Annotated in this window: 14 protein-coding genes and 1 pseudogene; 6 read left to right on the top strand and 9 right to left on the bottom strand. The window is 62.1% G+C overall.

Features of this window, described 5'->3' with window-relative positions; all coding sequences use genetic code 11:
* Positions 1–51: 51 nt before the first annotated feature.
* Positions 52–615 (top strand): nitroreductase family protein, encoded by a 564-nt coding sequence (locus tag AB4O05_RS26920; protein ID WP_460134300.1) that lies wholly within the window; start codon positions 52–54, stop codon positions 613–615.
* A 32-nt stretch (positions 616–647) separates the two neighbouring features.
* Here AB4O05_RS26920 and AB4O05_RS26915 read toward each other — a convergent pair whose 3' ends face one another.
* The 8 genes and pseudogenes from AB4O05_RS26915 to gap form a co-directional block, all read right to left on the bottom strand.
* Positions 648–1,403, bottom strand: coding sequence for a methyl-accepting chemotaxis protein (locus tag AB4O05_RS26915; protein WP_460137734.1), 756 nt, complete (start codon positions 1,401–1,403; stop codon positions 648–650).
* A gap of 102 nt (positions 1,404–1,505) precedes the next feature.
* Positions 1,506–2,645: pseudogene (locus AB4O05_RS26910) on the bottom strand (methyl-accepting chemotaxis protein); the annotation flags it as partial.
* A 278-nt stretch (positions 2,646–2,923) separates the two neighbouring features.
* On the bottom strand, positions 2,924–3,325 hold the full coding sequence (locus AB4O05_RS26905) for a YbaN family protein (RefSeq protein ID WP_460134302.1): 402 nt from the start codon (positions 3,323–3,325) through the stop codon (positions 2,924–2,926).
* Positions 3,326–3,490: 165 nt separating this feature from the next.
* Positions 3,491–4,099, bottom strand: coding sequence for a biliverdin-producing heme oxygenase (locus AB4O05_RS26900; RefSeq protein WP_460134304.1), 609 nt, complete (start codon positions 4,097–4,099; stop codon positions 3,491–3,493).
* Between the two features lie 137 nt (positions 4,100–4,236).
* Positions 4,237–6,801, bottom strand: coding sequence for a TonB-dependent receptor (locus AB4O05_RS26895; protein WP_460134306.1), 2,565 nt, complete (start codon positions 6,799–6,801; stop codon positions 4,237–4,239).
* 115 nt (positions 6,802–6,916) lie between these two features.
* Positions 6,917–7,885 (bottom strand): FecR family protein, encoded by a 969-nt coding sequence (locus AB4O05_RS26890; protein WP_460134308.1) that lies wholly within the window; start codon positions 7,883–7,885, stop codon positions 6,917–6,919.
* A 73-nt stretch (positions 7,886–7,958) separates the two neighbouring features.
* Positions 7,959–8,477, bottom strand: coding sequence for an RNA polymerase sigma factor (locus AB4O05_RS26885; RefSeq protein WP_460134310.1), 519 nt, complete (start codon positions 8,475–8,477; stop codon positions 7,959–7,961).
* Positions 8,478–8,678: 201 nt separating this feature from the next.
* Positions 8,679–9,680, bottom strand: a complete 1,002-nt coding sequence (gap, locus tag AB4O05_RS26880) for a type I glyceraldehyde-3-phosphate dehydrogenase (protein WP_460134312.1) — start codon at positions 9,678–9,680, stop codon at positions 8,679–8,681.
* Positions 9,681–9,901: 221 nt separating this feature from the next.
* On the opposite strand from gap, the gene edd reads away from it, so the two are divergent.
* From edd to AB4O05_RS26860, 4 genes are all read left to right on the top strand, one after another.
* On the top strand, positions 9,902–11,728 hold the full coding sequence (gene edd, locus AB4O05_RS26875) for a phosphogluconate dehydratase (RefSeq protein ID WP_460134314.1): 1,827 nt from the start codon (positions 9,902–9,904) through the stop codon (positions 11,726–11,728).
* The gene (locus tag AB4O05_RS26870; protein ID WP_460134316.1) at positions 11,725–12,684 is read left to right on the top strand and encodes a glucokinase; all 960 of its coding nucleotides are present in this window, start codon (positions 11,725–11,727) and stop codon (positions 12,682–12,684) included. The genes edd and AB4O05_RS26870 overlap by 4 nt, the downstream gene beginning before the upstream one ends.
* A 118-nt stretch (positions 12,685–12,802) precedes the next feature.
* Positions 12,803–13,537, top strand: coding sequence for a response regulator (locus tag AB4O05_RS26865; protein ID WP_460134317.1), 735 nt, complete (start codon positions 12,803–12,805; stop codon positions 13,535–13,537).
* Entirely contained in the window at positions 13,527–14,996 is a 1,470-nt protein-coding gene (locus AB4O05_RS26860) for an ATP-binding protein (protein WP_460134318.1), read from the top strand. The genes AB4O05_RS26865 and AB4O05_RS26860 overlap by 11 nt, the downstream gene beginning before the upstream one ends.
* A gap of 20 nt (positions 14,997–15,016) precedes the next feature.
* On the opposite strand, the gene AB4O05_RS26855 is transcribed toward AB4O05_RS26860, so the two are convergent.
* Complete coding sequence (locus tag AB4O05_RS26855) at positions 15,017–15,946, bottom strand: AraC family transcriptional regulator (RefSeq protein WP_460134320.1); 930 nt, start codon at positions 15,944–15,946, stop codon at positions 15,017–15,019.
* A 329-nt stretch (positions 15,947–16,275) separates the two neighbouring features.
* On the opposite strand from AB4O05_RS26855, the gene AB4O05_RS26850 reads away from it, so the two are divergent.
* Positions 16,276–16,614, top strand: a complete 339-nt coding sequence (locus AB4O05_RS26850) for an antibiotic biosynthesis monooxygenase family protein (RefSeq protein ID WP_460134321.1) — start codon at positions 16,276–16,278, stop codon at positions 16,612–16,614.
* Positions 16,615–16,618 lie beyond the last annotated feature (4 nt).

Here is a 16,618-nt window from a genome sequence, read left to right as displayed (position 1 = left end):
CCCGTTTTATTCCAGCTAGAATAACCGCACATTTTTCTCTGGAGGTGGCCAATGCAGGCTCTCGACGCTTTGCTCAACCGGGTTTCCGTACCACGTTTGCTGGAGCCGGCCCCGACCCAGGAGCAGCGCGATGTGCTGTTTGCTGCGGCCATGCGTGCGCCGGACCACGGCCAACTGCGTCCGTGGCGTTTCCTCACCGTGGAAGGCGCCGCCCGTGAGCAGATGGGCACGCTGCTGGCCCAGGCCCTGCGCCTGCAAGATGCCGACGCGCCGCAGGCCGCTGTCGACAAAGCCCTGAACGGCCCGTTGCGCGCCCCGCTGGTGGTGGTGGTGATCGCCCGTTTGCAGGAACACTTCAAAGTGCCTAAGTCCGAACAGCGGCTGGCGGCTGCCTGTGCGGCCCATGGCATTCTACTGGCGGCCTACGCCCAGGGGATTGGCGCGGTGTGGCGCACTGGCGAATTGTGCTACTCGGCCCATGTCGCTCAAGGCCTGGGGCTGACGGCGGATGAGGAAGTGATTGGCTTGCTCTACCTGGGCACGCCACAGAACCCGCCGCGTACCGCGCCGAAGGAAGACCTGAAGGCTTTTGTCCGCGCCTGGCCCGGCCTCTGAACCCCGCGGTCCTCCTCAGTGAATCCGCCGGCTTAAACCTTGAACTGATCCATCAACTTCATCTGCTGGCTGGCCAGCGCGTTGAGCTGGCTGCTGATGGCCGCCGACTCGGTGGCCTGGCCGGTGAGGGTTTCGGTCACGGTGCGGATCGCCGAGACGTTGCGATTGACCTCTTCGGCCACCGCGCTCTGCTGTTCGGCGGCGCTGGCGATTTGCAGGTTCATGTCGCTGATCACCGTGACGGCATCACTGATCTTGCCCAGGGCCTGCGCCGCCTGATGGATCTGCCCGGCATTGCTTTGGGCCTGGCTCTGGCTTGAATGCATGGTCGCCACCACGCCACGGGTACCGCTCTGGATGCGTTCGATCACCTGGCGGATTTCTTCCACGGAATCCTGGGTGCGCTTGGCCAGGTTGCGTACTTCGTCGGCCACCACCGCAAACCCTCGGCCGCTTTCCCCAGCGCGTGCGGCTTCGATCGCGGCGTTGAGCGCCAGCAGGTTGGTCTGCTCGGCGATGCTGCGAATCACCTCCAGGACTGACCCGATCTGCTCGCTGTTGACCGCGAGAGTCTCCACTTCGCTCACGGCCTTGCTGACGGCTTCGGCGAGGGTGGTGATGTCGCGGGTGCTTTGCTCGATGATCGACATGCCTTCACGCGCCGACTGATCGGCGCCACGTGCCGCGTTGGCGGCGTTGGAGGCGCTGTTGGCCACATCGTGGGCGGTGGCGCTCATTTCGTTGGAAGCCGTGGCCACCTGATCGATTTCGCGGAACTGCACCTGCATGCCTTCGCTGGTCTGGCGGGCAATCGCCGATGACTGATCAGCCGTGCCCCGCGCTTCGCTGATGCTTTGCTTGATCTGTGCGATGGTCGGTTGCAGCTTGTCGAGGAAGCGGTTGAACCATGTCACCAGTTCGCCCAATTCGTCTTTCTTGGCGTAAGCCAGGCGTTGGGTGAGGTCGCCGTCGCCGCTGGCAATGTCCTTGAGCATGGCGGCCACGCTGTTGATCGGGCGGGTGACGCCGGTAGCGGTCAGCCAGATCAGCAGCAACCCCAGCAAGCCGGCGGCGGTTGCGACCAGCAAGGCTTTGAGCGTGCCTGCCGCGTGAGCCTCATCGAGTACGCTCTGCAGCTTGACGGAGTCGGCCAGCATCACGGCTTTTGGCAGCTTGACCACCACGCCCCAGGATTTGGCGTCGGCAATCGGCTTGACCGGGAAAACGGCGCTAATGGTGTCGCCCTGTTCACGGATCATGCGGTTATCGGTGGCCAGCAGTTGTACGATTTCCTTGCCTTCGGCGCCGAGGGTGTCGACCAGGTTCTTGCCGATCTTGGCCGGCTCGCCGCTGTAGGCGGCAATCAGGCCGGTGCTGGAGAGAATCTCCAGGTGCGCCGCGCCTTTGAACAGGTCTTTTTGTGCCGCGTCGGTGGTTGCTTGCAGGGCGGTGAGGGCGATGTCGACACCGACCACGCCGATCATTTTGCCGTCCACGATCAGTGGCTGGGCGATGGTGGTCATCAGCACGGATTTGCCGGCTACCGTATCTTCATACGGGTCCAGCAGGCACGTATTGCGGGTGTCCCGTGGGCAGGTGTACCAGATGTTGTAGGGCGTACCGTTGAGGGTGAGGGTCGTCTTGTTCAGGTCGTCCTCGACCATCACCGTGTTCAAGCTCTCGCCGCCAACGCGGCTCCAATAGCTGGCAAAGCGCCCTTTATCGTTGGAGAAGTGCGCTTTGTCGTCGACGAATTCGCTGTCCTTGCCATCCAGGGCGTTGGGCTCGAACGTCAGCCAGAAACCCAGCACTTTGCTGTTGCGGTCGAACGCGGTTTTCAGGCTTTGGTTGAGTTCTTCGCGCAACGCGCCGGCTTCCAGGCTTCGCTTGCTGGCCGTGACGCGCAGGTCCTTGACCCGGTCGGCCAGGGCGGTCACCGCTATCAGGCTGTCGCCGAAGGTTTTCTGCAAATGCGCGGCCTGTTCGCCGGCCTTGGCTTGCAGCAGCTGCTCCACGCTGGCGCTGAGCATTCGTGAGCTGGAATCACTGACCAATTGATCGTTCTGGCTGGTGTTGTACATGTTGATGCCGACCACCAGTGCAATCACCCCCAACAGGCAGAGACCTGACAGCAATACGATTTTCAAGCGGATAGAGAGGGTGTCGAACATAGGTTCACTCACGAGTGGGCTTGTTGGTCGGCAAGCAGCAGAGCCAATTCCATTCAGCACCTTGTCTGAAACATCGGCGTCATAAATCAATTCATGAGTGAGAGGTGATGAGCGGTTGGAACAATCCGGACGCGCCGTTATACGGGCTGTGCAAGCTTCTCGGGGCGCGACCAGATCCACAGGTTGCCCAGGCCCATCCCGGCAATGGCCAGGTAAATGGGCCAACCGTGGTCAAGCAGCACCAGCATCAGGATCGCGCACACCAGCATGCTCACCGTGGCGCTGACCTTGGCCCGGCGCGCAATGATCCTGCCGTTGCGCCAGTTGAACAGGATCGGCCCGAACAGCCGGTGGTTTTCCAGCCAGGCGCTGAGGCGTGGCGAGCTTTTGGTGGCGGCCCAGGCGGCCAGCAGGATGAATTCGGTGGTGGGCAAACCCGGCACGACAATCGCCACCAACCCGATGCCCAGGCTGACGTAGGCCAGCAGGCCGAAGAGGAACTGGGAGATTTTTGAGGTGGATTGGGTTTTGCCGGTCATTTAGGTGCGCAAAATAAGATGCAAATAAAGTCAGCTTGAAATGAGATCCAAATGTGGGCGCGGGCTTGCTCGCGAAAGCGCTGTGTCAGTCAACACATTCATCCCTTGACTGCTGCCTTCGAGAGCAAGCCCGCACACATTCCAAATGGCATTCCCATTCAGGCCTCAGGCCAGTTCCGGGGCCGTAGCGTACGCCTGTTCCAGCAACACGGTGAAGCGTACAAACGCGTCGACCGCACCTTTTTCCATGGCGGCTTCTTCTTCGGCGCTTAAGGCCAGTGCGTCGAGGGTACGGGTGAAGGTTTTCCAGCCTTCGGCACGCCCACCGACCGGCTCTGCAAGGTGGCGGGCACCGAAGGTTTCGCTCAGGCCCAGGCCCACCGCGCGCTTGATCAGGAATGCAGCGCCCAGTTTGGAACCTTCGGACACGAACAGCCAGCCCAGGGCTTGGGCCTTGCTCGGGTTGTGCAGCGCGCCGGCGACCGATGCAGGCACCTCGGTGTCCAGGTCGGCGAGGTCGAGTCTGGCGGCGTCGGCACGGCAACGGTCGGCCAGGTCCGGGATGAGCGCTATCAGTTCGGGATCGTTGTAGAGGGCCACCAGCTCCGACTGAAACAGGTACTGCGCCACCACGAAGCGGGCAAAGTTGGCCTGGGTTTCGAACGGTGCGTGGGCTTTGACCAGCGCGTCCAGTGTGGTGTGCGGCGCGTGGGTGATCTGGTTCAGGCGCTGGGAGCGCAGGCTCGGGCGTTCTGCGGTAGGGGAAGCGGTCATGAAAAAAGTCCTTGAAGAGAGTAGCGCCTTGTCGCCCTGAAGAGAGCGGTTATCAACTAGACGAACTAGAAGACGTGGCACAGTAAAAAATCCTCACCTCGCCGATGAAGTTTCGACGAGGGGAGGGGGCGGTGTTTTCAGATATCCCAGATCACATTGATCGCAAAGTTGCGTCCGGGCTGGGTCAGGCGGTCGAGGTTGGCCGGGCCGGTCACAGCGGCTTCGCCGACGCTGTCGTAGCTGCGCACGTCATCCCAGTTCCAATACTGCTTGTCGGTGAGGTTGTAGAGGCCGCCGTTGACGGTCACGTCGGGGGTGACCTTGTAGTAGGCGGTCAGGTCGAGAATGCCGAAGCCCGGGGTTTTGAAGGGGCCGTCGGTGCCGCCGTCGGGTGCGTGGAATGTCGTGCTATCGACGCGATCCTGTTTCTTCACCAGGGTCCAGCTCAGCAGGCCGCCATAGTTGTCCTGGTCGTAGCCCAGGCCGAACACACCCTTGAGTGGGTTGACGCTGTTGAGTGGCTCGCCATTGTCGTCGTTGCGCCCGTAGGCGTAGGCAATCGCACCTTGGGTATACAGGCCTTTCGGTGCGCCGAACGCATCCAGGTTCAGGCGCCCCTTGGCTTCCGCGCCCTTGATGGTGGCGCGCTTGATATTGACCGCCTGGAACTGCTCGACAGTGCCGCCGACAACCGCGTTGTCTTCGTCGATAAAGTTGCGGTACTTGTTATAGAACACCGCGATGTCGAAGGAGCCTGCGTCGAACCTGCCGCGAATCCCGGTTTCGAGACCTTTGCTGGTTTCCGGCTTGAGGTCGGGGTTGGGCGCGACGGTGTAGCCCAGGTTGAGATTTTCGAAGCGTCCATACAATGCCTTGGCGGACGGGGTACGGAAGCCCTCGGCGTATTGGCCGAACCAGGTGTAGTGGTCGGTCAGGGCGTAGGTCAGGCCGAACTTGGGTGTGACGCGGTGCCAGGTTTTGTCCTTGCCATCGACGGTATACGCGCCGGTCGGGTTGACGGTGTTGAGGAACGCCTGGGTCAGCTTGGGTTTGAGCTGGGTATAGTCATAGCGCAGGGCCGGCAGGAAGGTCCATTTGTCCCAGCTGATCTGGTCCTGGGCGAACAGCGAGTAGGTGTTAATGGTCGGGTCGGGGAAGTCACTGGCCTTCTTCACGCTGTCGCTGGCCATCGGGCTGGGGGCGCCGATGGCCGTGCAACCGGAACCCACCGCCAGGCAGGTGGCTGCGCCTTCGCGGGAACCGGTGACTTTCTGCTGCTTGAGCGTGGTGCCGTAGGTCACTTGGTGGTCGGTGGCAGCGAGGCTGAAAGCCTTGTCCAGTTGTGCGTCGAAGACCCACTGTTTTTCCTGGTAAAGCGTGTCGCGGGTGCGCAACACACGTCGGCCGGATTGATAGACCTCTGCCGTGGTCTGGTCGGTCTTGGCGATCTGGTAGTTGAGGCTGGTCTTGAGGCGGTCGGCCATTGGCGACTCGAGGGCCACGCTGTTCTCCAGGCCGAAGCGTTCACGGGTAATGGTGTCGTTGCCCGAGCGGGCTCGATACAAATTGAACCCCCGACCGCCGATGAACGGGCCTCCGACCGCGTTCTTCAGATTAACGTCGCGATCGTCCTTGTACTTCTCGTACGTCAGGCCCAGGCGGTTGTCATCGCCATAGTTCCAGCCGAGTTTCGCCAGGACGTTGGTGGTACGCGCGTCTTCCGGGTTGGCGCCGGTACGGGCCAGGCCGGTGGCGTTGTTGCCGTCGTAGGATTCGGTTTCATGGCCGTTGCGCTGGCTCAGGTGCAGCAAGCCGTCGAAGTCCTGCACACGGCCGGCGAAGGTACCGGAGGTCAGCCAGCTTTCGTCGGCCGAGCTGTAGCCGGTCTTCAGGCGGGCGCCGACATCCTGGCCGGGCTTGATGAGGTCATCCGGGTCGAGGGTGAAGTAGCTCACCGCACCGCCGATGGCGCTGCTGCCATACAGGGCCGAAGCCGGGCCGCGCAGGATCTCCACGCGCTTGACGATTTCCGGGTCGACGTAATTGCGTCGGGTCTTGGCATAGGGACCGTTGAAGAAGTTGTCCGGCACTTCCACGCCATCGACCTGGGTGAGAATGCGGTCGCCATCGATCCCGCGGATGTTGAACCCGGCATTGCCCGCGCGCGTGCCGGCGCCGCCGACCGATACACCAGGCTCGTAGCGCACCAGTTCGCGGATGTTGTTCACGTTCCGGCGGTCGAGTTCTTCGCGTTCGTGCACGCTGACACTGCTCGGTACGCTGTTGACGTCCTGCTCATTACGGGTGGCGCTGATCGTCACCTGTTGCAGGTTGAGGGTGCTGCCCGCTGCGCGCTTTTCCAGGACGATGGTGTTGTTGCCCAGTTTGCGGTAGCTCAGGTGGGTGCCCAGCAACAGTCGGTCGAGGGCTTTCTCTGGCGACAACGCGCCGCGCGCGCCTGGGGACGACACGCCCTGGCCCAACTCGGCGGGCAGGCCCACCTGCCAACCGGTCACGGCGCTGAAGGCGTTGAGTGCCGAGACCAGCGGTTGTTGCTCGATGCTGAAGGTGTAGTGGTCGTGGCTGCGCGGGGCAGGTTCGGCGGCGCTGACGCTCAGCACCGGCGCGCCGGCCAGCAGGATGGCGGCGGTCAGCAAGGACAGGACGGGCGAAAGAGACCGGCGGTTGAAACGAGAGGACATCGAGAGCGCTCCGGGGTACGAATCTTATAGTTGCGAACCGAATCAAATAGGAATCAGTTGCATTGGCTAAGACGAGACGTACCACCGCTGGCTATCGAGTAAAAATTATTCTCATTTAGTTGAGGATGACCAGCGCCGGGTATTCCGAGAGCTTGGCCGAGGTGATGTGTGCCAGGGAGCGCACCACGTCCAGCGGCTGGTCGAGGCGGTAGTTGCCGGTGACCGCGACACTGGCGAGCTGGTCGTTGGTGTTGACGATCCAGCCGGGGTAATAGCGGCGCAGCTCGGCGAGCACTTCGCTCATCGGGCAGTTTTCGAAGACCAGGCGGCCTTGCACCCAGGCCAGGTCCCTGTTGGCATCCAGCTTCACGGGTTGGCCGAAACCCTTGGGGCCGATGCGGATGCTTTCACCGGCGCTCAGGCGCACGCGGGCATCGTTCACGGTGTTGCTCAGGTCGACATCACCGCGTTGCACCCGCACCTGAGCTTCGCCATTGAGGTAGCGCACCGCGAAGGCGGTATCGCGCACGCTGGCGCGCACGGGGCCGGCGTCGATTTCCAGTGGCAGGCCAGGGGAGGGCACGACTTCGAAAAACGCCTCGCCCTGGTACAGGCGGGCGATGCGCCGATGGCCTTGGATGCTGCTGGAAAAGGCCGAATTGGTATTCAGTAACACTTTGGAACCGTCATCCAACTGCAGGCGCTGGCGCTCACCCACCACGGTGAGGTGGTCAGCTTGCAGGCGCACCGGCAGGTTGCTGAAGCTGAGCATGCCAATCAGCAGCACGGCAGCGGTCGCCAAGGGTTTCCAGTGCGGTTTGACCCGGCGCCAGGCGCTGGGCCTGCGCGGCGCGGCCAGGGCGACGGCGGCACTGTGCACCGGCGCGCCACCCCAGGTGGCCTGAGCTTTGACAAAGGCCTGGGCATGGGCGGGGGCGGCGGCCAGCCAGGCTTCAAATTCGGCCTGTTGCCCGGGCTGCGGGCACTGCAGGGCGATCAGCCAATCGAGGGCCTGGTCCATCGCCGGGTCTTGCAGCACCTCATGAGCCAGCTCATGGGGGCGCAGTTTATTCGGAGCCTTCACGGGGTTCCTCGGGTCTTCGCCACGTTTTATAGATATTTCCTACAGCTTGGGTCGACGCTTCTGCGGGTGAAGCTTAAGGCTGATCCAGCCGCTCGGCCACACCTATGCAGATGGCCATGATCAATTTCAGTTCCTTTTGCACGGTGCTCAAGGACACATTCAATTGGTCGGCAATTTCCTGGTAGCTGCAACCGTGCAGACGGCTGAGGATGAATATCTGCTGCTGGCGCGCGCTCAATTGGCCCAGGCTGACGCTCAGGTGCTCCAGCAATTGCTCGGCCTGGGTCGCGTCTTCGGGTGTGCTGATGGGCGCGGCGACGCTTTGCAGGATGTTCAGCGGTACATCTTCCTGCAGTGTCCGGGCCTGAATCCTGCGCGAGCGCAAATGGTCCAGCGCCAGGTTGCGTGCGGTTTGATAGACGAAGGGTTCGAGGTGATCGATTGGCCGCTCGCTGAGGGCCCGGGTGACGCGCAGGTAGGTTTCCTGTAACAGGTCTTCGGCGGTGCTGTGGTTGTTCACCATCCGCTGCAAGGTGCGTAGCAGAATCACCCTTTGGGTGAGAAAGACTTGGTTGAAGCGAGATTGGCTCACAGTGATACCAGACCGATTTTCAGTTAATGATAATGCTTATCATCAACTCAAATGGCAAGTGGCTATTCCCTCGCCTTGCACAAATCAAATGTGTAAGCGGGCTTGCTCGCGAATGCGCTGGGTCAGTTAAAACTGTATTCCCCTGACACAGCGCATTCGCGAGCAAGCCCGCTCCCACACAAACCTGCGCTCAGGCTCGGGTTATTCCGCGTTGCACAGCGCCAGGCAGTTATCGAGCATGCGGTTGGAGAAACCCCACTCGTTGTCGTACCAGGCCAGCACTTTGAGCAGCTTGCCGCTGACCTTGGTGTGGTTGGCATCGAAGATCGACGACAGCGGGTTATGGTTGAAGTCACTGGAAACCAGCGGCAGGGTGTTGTAGCCGAGGATTTTCGAATGCTGGCTGGCATCCTTGAGCAGTGCGTTGACTTCCTCCGCCGTGGCTTCTTTTTTCAGCTGTACGGTGAGGTCCACCAGCGACACGTTGATCACCGGCACGCGCACGGCCATGCCGGTCAACTTGCCGGCCAGTTCCGGCAGCACCAGGCCCACCGCTTCGGCGGCGCCGGTCTTGCTCGGGATCATGTTCTGGGTGGCCGAGCGCGCGCGGTACGGGTCGGTGTGGTAGACGTCGGTCAGATTCTGGTCGTTGGTGTAGGCATGAATGGTCGTCATCAAGCCGCTTTCGATGCCCAGCTCGCGGTGCAGCACCTGGGCAACCGGCGCCAGGCAGTTGGTGGTGCACGAGGCGTTGGAGATGATCTGGTGGGACTGACGCAGAATGTCATGGTTGACGCCGTAGACGACGGTGGCGTCCGCGCCCTTGGCCGGTGCCGAGATGATCACCTTGCGCGCGCCGGCGCTAATATGGGCGGCAGCCTTGTCACGGTCGGTGAACAGGCCGGTGCATTCGAACACCACGTCGATCTTGTGTGCAGCCCACGGCAGGTCGGCCGGGTTGCGAATGGCACTGACGGCAATCCGGTCACCATTGACGGTCAGGCTTTCCTGATCGTGGGCGACCTCTGCTTCGAATGTGCCATGGACGGTGTCGTATTTGAGCAGGTGGGCATTGATCGAGCTGTCGCCCAGATCATTGATGGCGACGATCTGCAAATCCTGGCGATAGCCTTGGGTATACAGTGCGCGCAGGACATTACGGCCGATACGGCCAAAACCATTGATTGCGATACGTAGAGTCATTGGAAAGTGCCTGTCGTCGATTTGTTGTAAGAATTACAAGATTATTCGCATAAAAATAGAAAACAAGCCTTTTTAGTGGCAATATTTTGTTCAATCTACAACGAGTGACCTGAATCAACTGGTCCGATGATCCAAACGACTCTCTGCCATCCCATGAGCTGCGGGCGTTTGATCAGCATAGACACTCAGGTCGCCACATCCGTTAGCCTGGAGTTCTACACATGCATCCCCGCGTTCTTGAGGTCACCGAACGGCTTATTGCCCGCAGCCGCGCCACCCGCGAGGCTTACCTTGCGCTCATTCGCGGCGCTGCCAGCGACGGTCCGATGCGCGGCAAGCTGCAATGCGCCAACTTCGCCCACGGCGTGGCCGGTTGCGGCACCGAAGACAAAAACAGCCTGCGCATGATGAATGCCGCCAACGTGGCAATTGTTTCTTCATATAACGACATGCTCTCGGCGCATCAGCCGTACCAGCATTTTCCTGAACAGATCAAGAACGCCCTGCGCGAAGTCGGCTCGGTCGGCCAGTTCGCCGGCGGCACCCCAGCCATGTGCGACGGCGTGACCCAGGGCGAGCCGGGCATGGAACTGAGCCTGCTCAGCCGTGAAGTGATCGCCATGTCCACGGCGGTCGCGCTGTCCCACAACATGTTCGACGCCGCGCTGATGCTGGGTATCTGCGACAAGATCGTGCCCGGCCTGATGATGGGCGCCCTGCGCTACGGCCACCTGCCGATGATCTTCGTGCCCGGCGGGCCCATGCCGTCGGGCATCTCCAACAAGCAGAAAGCCGATGTGCGCCAGCGCTACGCCGAAGGCAAGGCCAGCCGCGAGGAACTGCTGGAGTCGGAGATGAAGTCCTATCACAGCCCCGGCACCTGCACCTTCTATGGCACCGCCAACACCAACCAGTTGCTGATGGAAGTGATGGGCCTGCACTTGCCGGGCGCCTCGTTCGTCAACCCCTACACGCCACTGCGTGATGCGCTGACCCGCGAAGCCGCGCATCAGGTCACGCGCCTGACCAAGGCCAACGGCAACTTCACGCCGATCGGCGAGATCGTCGACGAGAAATCCATCGTCAACTCCATCGTTGCCCTCAACGCCACCGGCGGTTCCACCAACCACACCCTGCACATGCCGGCCATCGCCATGTCGGCGGGCATCATCCTCACCTGGCAGGACATGGCCGACCTCTCCGAGGTGGTGCCGACCCTGTCCCACGTGTATCCGAACGGCAAGGCCGATATCAACCACTTCCAGGCGGCGGGCGGTATGTCGTTCCTGATCCGCGAACTGCTCGAGGCCGGCCTGCTGCACGAAGACGTCAACACCGTGGCCGGCAAGGGCCTGAGCCGCTATATCCAGGAGCCTTTCCTGGTCGATGGCGAGCTGGTCTGGCGCGACGGGCCCATCGAAAGCCTCGACGAAAACATCCTGCGCCCCGTCGCCCGCGCGTTCTCGCCGGAAGGTGGCTTGCGTGTGATGGAAGGCAACCTCGGCCGTGGCGTGATGAAAGTCTCCGCCGTGGCCCCTGAGCATCAAATCGTCGAAGCCCCGGCGGTGGTGTTCCAGGACCAGCAGGACCTGGCCGATGCGTTCAAGGCCGGCCAGCTGGAAAAAGACTTCGTCGCGGTGATGCGTTTCCAGGGCCCGCGCTCCAACGGTATGCCCGAACTGCACAAGATGACGCCGTTCCTCGGGGTGTTGCAGGACCGCGGTTTCAAAGTGGCGTTGGTGACAGACGGGCGTATGTCCGGCGCCTCGGGTAAGATTCCCGCCGCGATCCACGTCAACCCCGAAGCCCAGAGCGGTGGGCCACTGGCGCGGGTGCGCGATGGCGATATCATTCGCGTGGATGGCGTGACAGGCACCTTGGAGCTTAAGGTGGACGCTGAAGAATTTGCCGCGCGCGCGCCTGCCACGGGCCTGTTGGGCAATAACGTGGGGGCCGGTCGCGAACTGTTTGCATTCATGCGCTTGGCCGCAAGCTCCGCAGAGCAGGGCGCCAGCGCCTTTACCTCTGCCTTGGAGACGCTTAAGTGAAGCTTGCGCTGGTCGGTGACATCGGGGGTACCAACGCCCGTTTTGCGTTGTGGCGAGATTCGGCACTGCATTCGATTCGTGTGCATGCCACGGTGGACTACTCGAGCCCTGAAGAGGCGATCAAGGCCTATCTGCAGGAAGAAGGCCTGGACAACGGCGACATCGGCGCCGTGTGCCTGTCGGTGGCCGGGCCGGTGAGCGGTGATGAATTCAAATTCACCAACAATCACTGGCGCCTGAGCAAGACGGCGTTCTGCAAGACTTTGCAGGTGGACGAACTGCTGCTGGTCAATGACTTCTCGGCCATGGCCCTGGGCATGACCCGCCTCAAGCCCGACGAGTTCCGCGTGGTCTGCGAAGGCACGCCGGAACCTTTGCGCCCGGCAGTGGTGATCGGCCCGGGCACGGGCCTGGGCGTCGGTACCCTGCTGGACCTCGGCGCGGGCCGTTACGCGGCGTTGCCGGGGGAGGGCGGCCATGTCGACCTGCCCCTGAGCAGCCCGCGGGAAGCCCAGCTGTGGCAGCATATTTACAACGAGATCGGCCACGTCAGCGCCGAAAGCGTGTTGAGCGGTGGCGGCCTACCGCGTTTGTACCGGGCAATGTGTGCGGTGGACGGGCACCCCCCGGTCCTGGACACCCCCGAAGCCATTACGGCGGCGGGCCTGGCCGGCGATCCGGTGGCGATGGAAGTGTTGGATCAGTTCAGCATCTGGCTGGGCCGCGTGGCCGGTAACAACGTGCTGACCACCGGTGGGCGCGGTGGCGTGTACATCGTGGGCGGGGTGATACCGAGGTTTGCCGACTTCTTTATCCACAGCGGTTTCGCCAAAAGCTTCAGTGACAAAGGCTGCATGAGCGACTACTTCAAGGGCATTCCGGTGTGGCTGGTGACCGCGCCGTATTCCGGGTTGACCGGGGCGGGTGTGGCGCTCGAGCAGGCTTTTGCAATGTAGGAGCGAGCTTGCTCGCGAAAAACGTCAACGATAACGCAGCGCATCAGGTTATACGCGTCAGGCTCAGGTTTTTCGCGAGCAAGCTCGCTCCTACAGCCATAACAACAAGGAGGACCCCGTGAGCGTAATCAGTAAATCGATTCTCCTCGTCGACGACGACCAGGAAATCCGCGAATTGCTGCAAACCTACCTCAGTCGCGCCGGCTTCCAGGTACGTGGCGTACCGGATGGCGCGGGGTTCCGCCAGGCCATGAACGAGGCGCCGTGCGACCTGGTCATCCTGGACGTGATGTTGCCGGACGAAGACGGCTTCAGCCTCTGCCGCTGGATTCGCCAGCACCCGCGCCAGGCGCAGGTGCCGATCATCATGCTCACCGCCAGTTCCGACGAGGCCGACCGTGTGATCGGCCTGGAGCTGGGCGCCGACGACTACATCGGCAAGCCGTTCAGCCCCCGCGAGTTGCAGGCCCGTATCAAGGCGCTGTTGCGCCGTTGCCAGTTCGGCCAGGAACGCAGCGGTGCTGGTGATGTGCTGGTGTTCGATGAGTGGCGCCTGGATATGATCAGCCACCGTCTGTTCCACGTTGACGGTGAAGAAGTGATCCTTTCCGGAGCCGACTTTGCTCTGCTGAAATTGTTTCTCGACCACCCGCAACAGATTCTCGACCGCGACACCATCGGCAACGCCACCCGTGGCCGCGACCTGATGCCGTTGGACCGTATCGTCGACATGGCCGTCAGCCGCCTGCGCCAACGCCTGCGTGATACCGAGAAACCCCCCAGGCTGATCCGCACCGTGCGTGGCAGCGGTTATCAACTGGCAGCCAGCGTGGTTGCCGGCAATGCCCACTGAACACCTGAGCGAACGCCGTCGGCGCTTGCCGGTACCGCGCTCACTGCTGGGGCGCATGCTGCTGCTGACTTTGCTGGCGGTGCTGTTCGCCCAGGCGCTGTCCAGCGTGATCTGGGTCTCGCAATTGCGCGCCACCCAGCTCGAAGGGCTGGTCACCAGCGCCCGCAGCCTGGCGCATTCGATGACCGCCAGTGTGAGTTATTTCCGTTCGCTGCCGGTGGCCTATCGCCCGTTGGTCCTGGACCAGTTGCGCAGCATGGGCGGCACGCGGTTTGTGGTGACCCTCAATGATCGCCCGCTGGACATGCAGGTCTTGCCCGAAACCCCGCGTAAACAAGCGGTGCTGGTGGCGGTGGATGAAGTGCTGCGCCAGACCCTCGGCGCCGATGTGCATATCTCGGTGGAGTTCGTCAGCGCCGAAGACCTGCGTATTTTCAACGCCGGCCTCAAGCTCGATGAGTTGCCGCGTTCCTGGGCCCATTACGCGCTGACCCTGGAGCCGGTGAACCCGCCGGTGCTGGTCACCCAGATCCAACTCGCCCCCGGCGAATGGCTGTACATCGCCTCGCTGTTGCCCGAGCCCTACACCAGCCTCGAAGAGCAGGGCCTGCCCTCCCAGCAGGTGTGGTTCATCGTGTTGACCAGCGGTTTTCTGCTGTTGTTCATCGGCCTGCTGGTGCACTGGCAGAGCCGGCCGCTCAAGCGCCTGGCGCGGGCGGCGCGGGATATGTCCCTGGGCGCCGATGTGGAGCCGGTGGCCGAAGGCGGCGGCAGCGAAGTGGTGGAAGTGGGACGCGCGTTCAATGCCATGCGCGAGCGCATCAGCCGCTACCTGACCGAGCGCAGCCAGTTATTCAGCGCGATTTCCCACGACCTGCGCACGCCCATCACCCGTCTGCGCCTGCGCGTGGAACTGCTGGAAGACGAGAACCTGCAAGCCAAGTTCGGCCGCGACCTGGATGAACTGGAGTTGCTGGTAAAAGGTGCGCTGCAGTGCGTGAAAGACACCGATATCCACGAGAACATCCAACCGGTCGACCTCAACCATGTGCTCGAGTGCCTGGTGGAGCCTTATGTGGCGCCCAACGGTAACGGTCGCGTCACCCTCGATGGCGCGGCTCTGGCGGCTTACCCCGGCAAACCGCTGGCGCTCAAGCGGTGCATCGGCAACCTGATCGACAACGCCCTCAAGTACGGGCAGAACGCGCATTTGCATATCGAGGATGACGGCGCGGAGTTTGTCCTGCATGTCGATGACGAAGGCCCTGGCGTTCCGGAGCAACGCCTGGAGCAGGTGTTCGAACCGCACTTCCGCCTGGCCGGGCAGCAACAGGGGTATGGCTTGGGCCTGGGCATTGCGCGCAATATTGCCCACAGCCATGGCGGCGAAGTGAGTTTGCAGAATTTGCGTGAGGGTGGGTTGCGGGTGACGCTCCAACTGCCCCGCGGTCTGGACTGAATGCACGCGGGCAAAATGTGTCAGACGCTTTGGCGCAATCTGGCCAGATCCCGCAACGGCGGTGCGCCAAACAACCGGCTGTACTCCCGGCTGAATTGCGAGGGGCTTTCATACCCCACCCGATACCCCGCCGCCGAGGCTTCCAACCCTTCGGCAATCATCAGCCTGCGCGCTTCCTGCAGGCGCAGCTGTTTCTGATACTGCAGCGGGCTCATGGCGGTGATCGCCTTGAAGCGGTGGTGCAAGGTCGAGACGCTGAGGTTCACTTCCTTGGCCAGGTCATCGATGCGCAAAGGCTGCTCGTAGTTGCGGTTGAGCCACTTGATCGCCTGGCTGACCCGATGGCTCTGGCTGTTGGCCACGGCTATTTCATACAAGCGATAACCCTGAGGCCCGCGCAGCAAGCGGTAGAGAATTTCCCGACTGATCAGTGGTGCCAACATGGCGATGTCTTTCGGTGAGTCCAGCAGGCGCGCCAGGCGCAGCACGGCGTCGAGCAATGGCGTATCGATACGGTCGACGTACATCCCGCGTGATGTCGGACGCGACGGCACGCCCATCGGGCCGGCTTCGGCGATCAGCGCGGTGAGCTGCGCCGGGTCGATATTGATACGCACCGACAGGTTGGGATCGTCGGGCGTGGCATCGAGGATACGCCCGGCCACCGGCATCGCCACCGAGAACACCAGGTAATTGAGCGGGTCATAGGCAAAGATTTCGTCGGCCAGGCGCACCTCCTTGCGGCCGCTGGCCAGGATGCACAGGGCGGGCTCGACCAGCACCGGGCTGAAGTCGCGCGGCGTATTGTGGCGGTTCAGGTAGAGCGAGGTGATCGCCGTGCCATAGGAGCCATCTTCCCAGGTATGCCGCTGCACGATACTGGCCAGTTCGGCGCGCTGTTTTTCCATCTCGGCATCGAGGGGGCTGGGCTGATTAGTGGGCGACGGCATGGAGCGTCCTCTGCAGGCTGCTGTGATGGGCTCAGCTTAGTGGCGGCTATTCAAACAGTGTTAGGTCGATTCTGCATAATCCTTGCCTGATCCTGCGGCCTTTCGTTAATCAGGCAAGGCTGGGGCTTGTCATCTCCCTGAAACACGGCGTTGGCGCATGGAATACACCCTGTCGGCCAAACGTCCCTTCTAGGCTTCTCGCAGGATTGTGCAATAAGCCGGCAGGAATTGACTAACCGCGCCCGCATCCGTGCCGTTATCTTTGATCCTGTGGCAACACGCCCCCCACAGTGCTTGCCGAGCATCACTTCTCAACGGGAGAGTCGAACATGTCCACCCCCATTCCCGCGAGCCATATGGCCTTTATCCGCGCCCGCACCGGGTGCAGCACCGAACTCGGTGCACGCTTGAGCAGTTTGATCGAACCGGGCCGCCAGGCTCAGGGTTGCCTGCAATTCTCGTTGCTGCATTCCCAGGTCGACCCTGATGTCTGGTTGATCTCCGGTTTCTGGAGCAGTGAGCAGGCGATGAGCGCCTACTTCGACTCTGCGGCGCTGATGATCTTTACAGAGCTATTGAACGACATGGTGGTTCGTAGCATGGACTTCCAGACCTTCACCGACGCTTCCGCCCACGCCTACGGCGAGTACCTGCAACTCGCCGGTTGACGGG

The organism is Pseudomonas sp. S1_G07, from assembly GCF_054668565.1.
The sequence above is the reverse complement of the archived record's forward strand: the minus strand, read 5'-3'. Positions and strand labels throughout refer to the sequence as shown.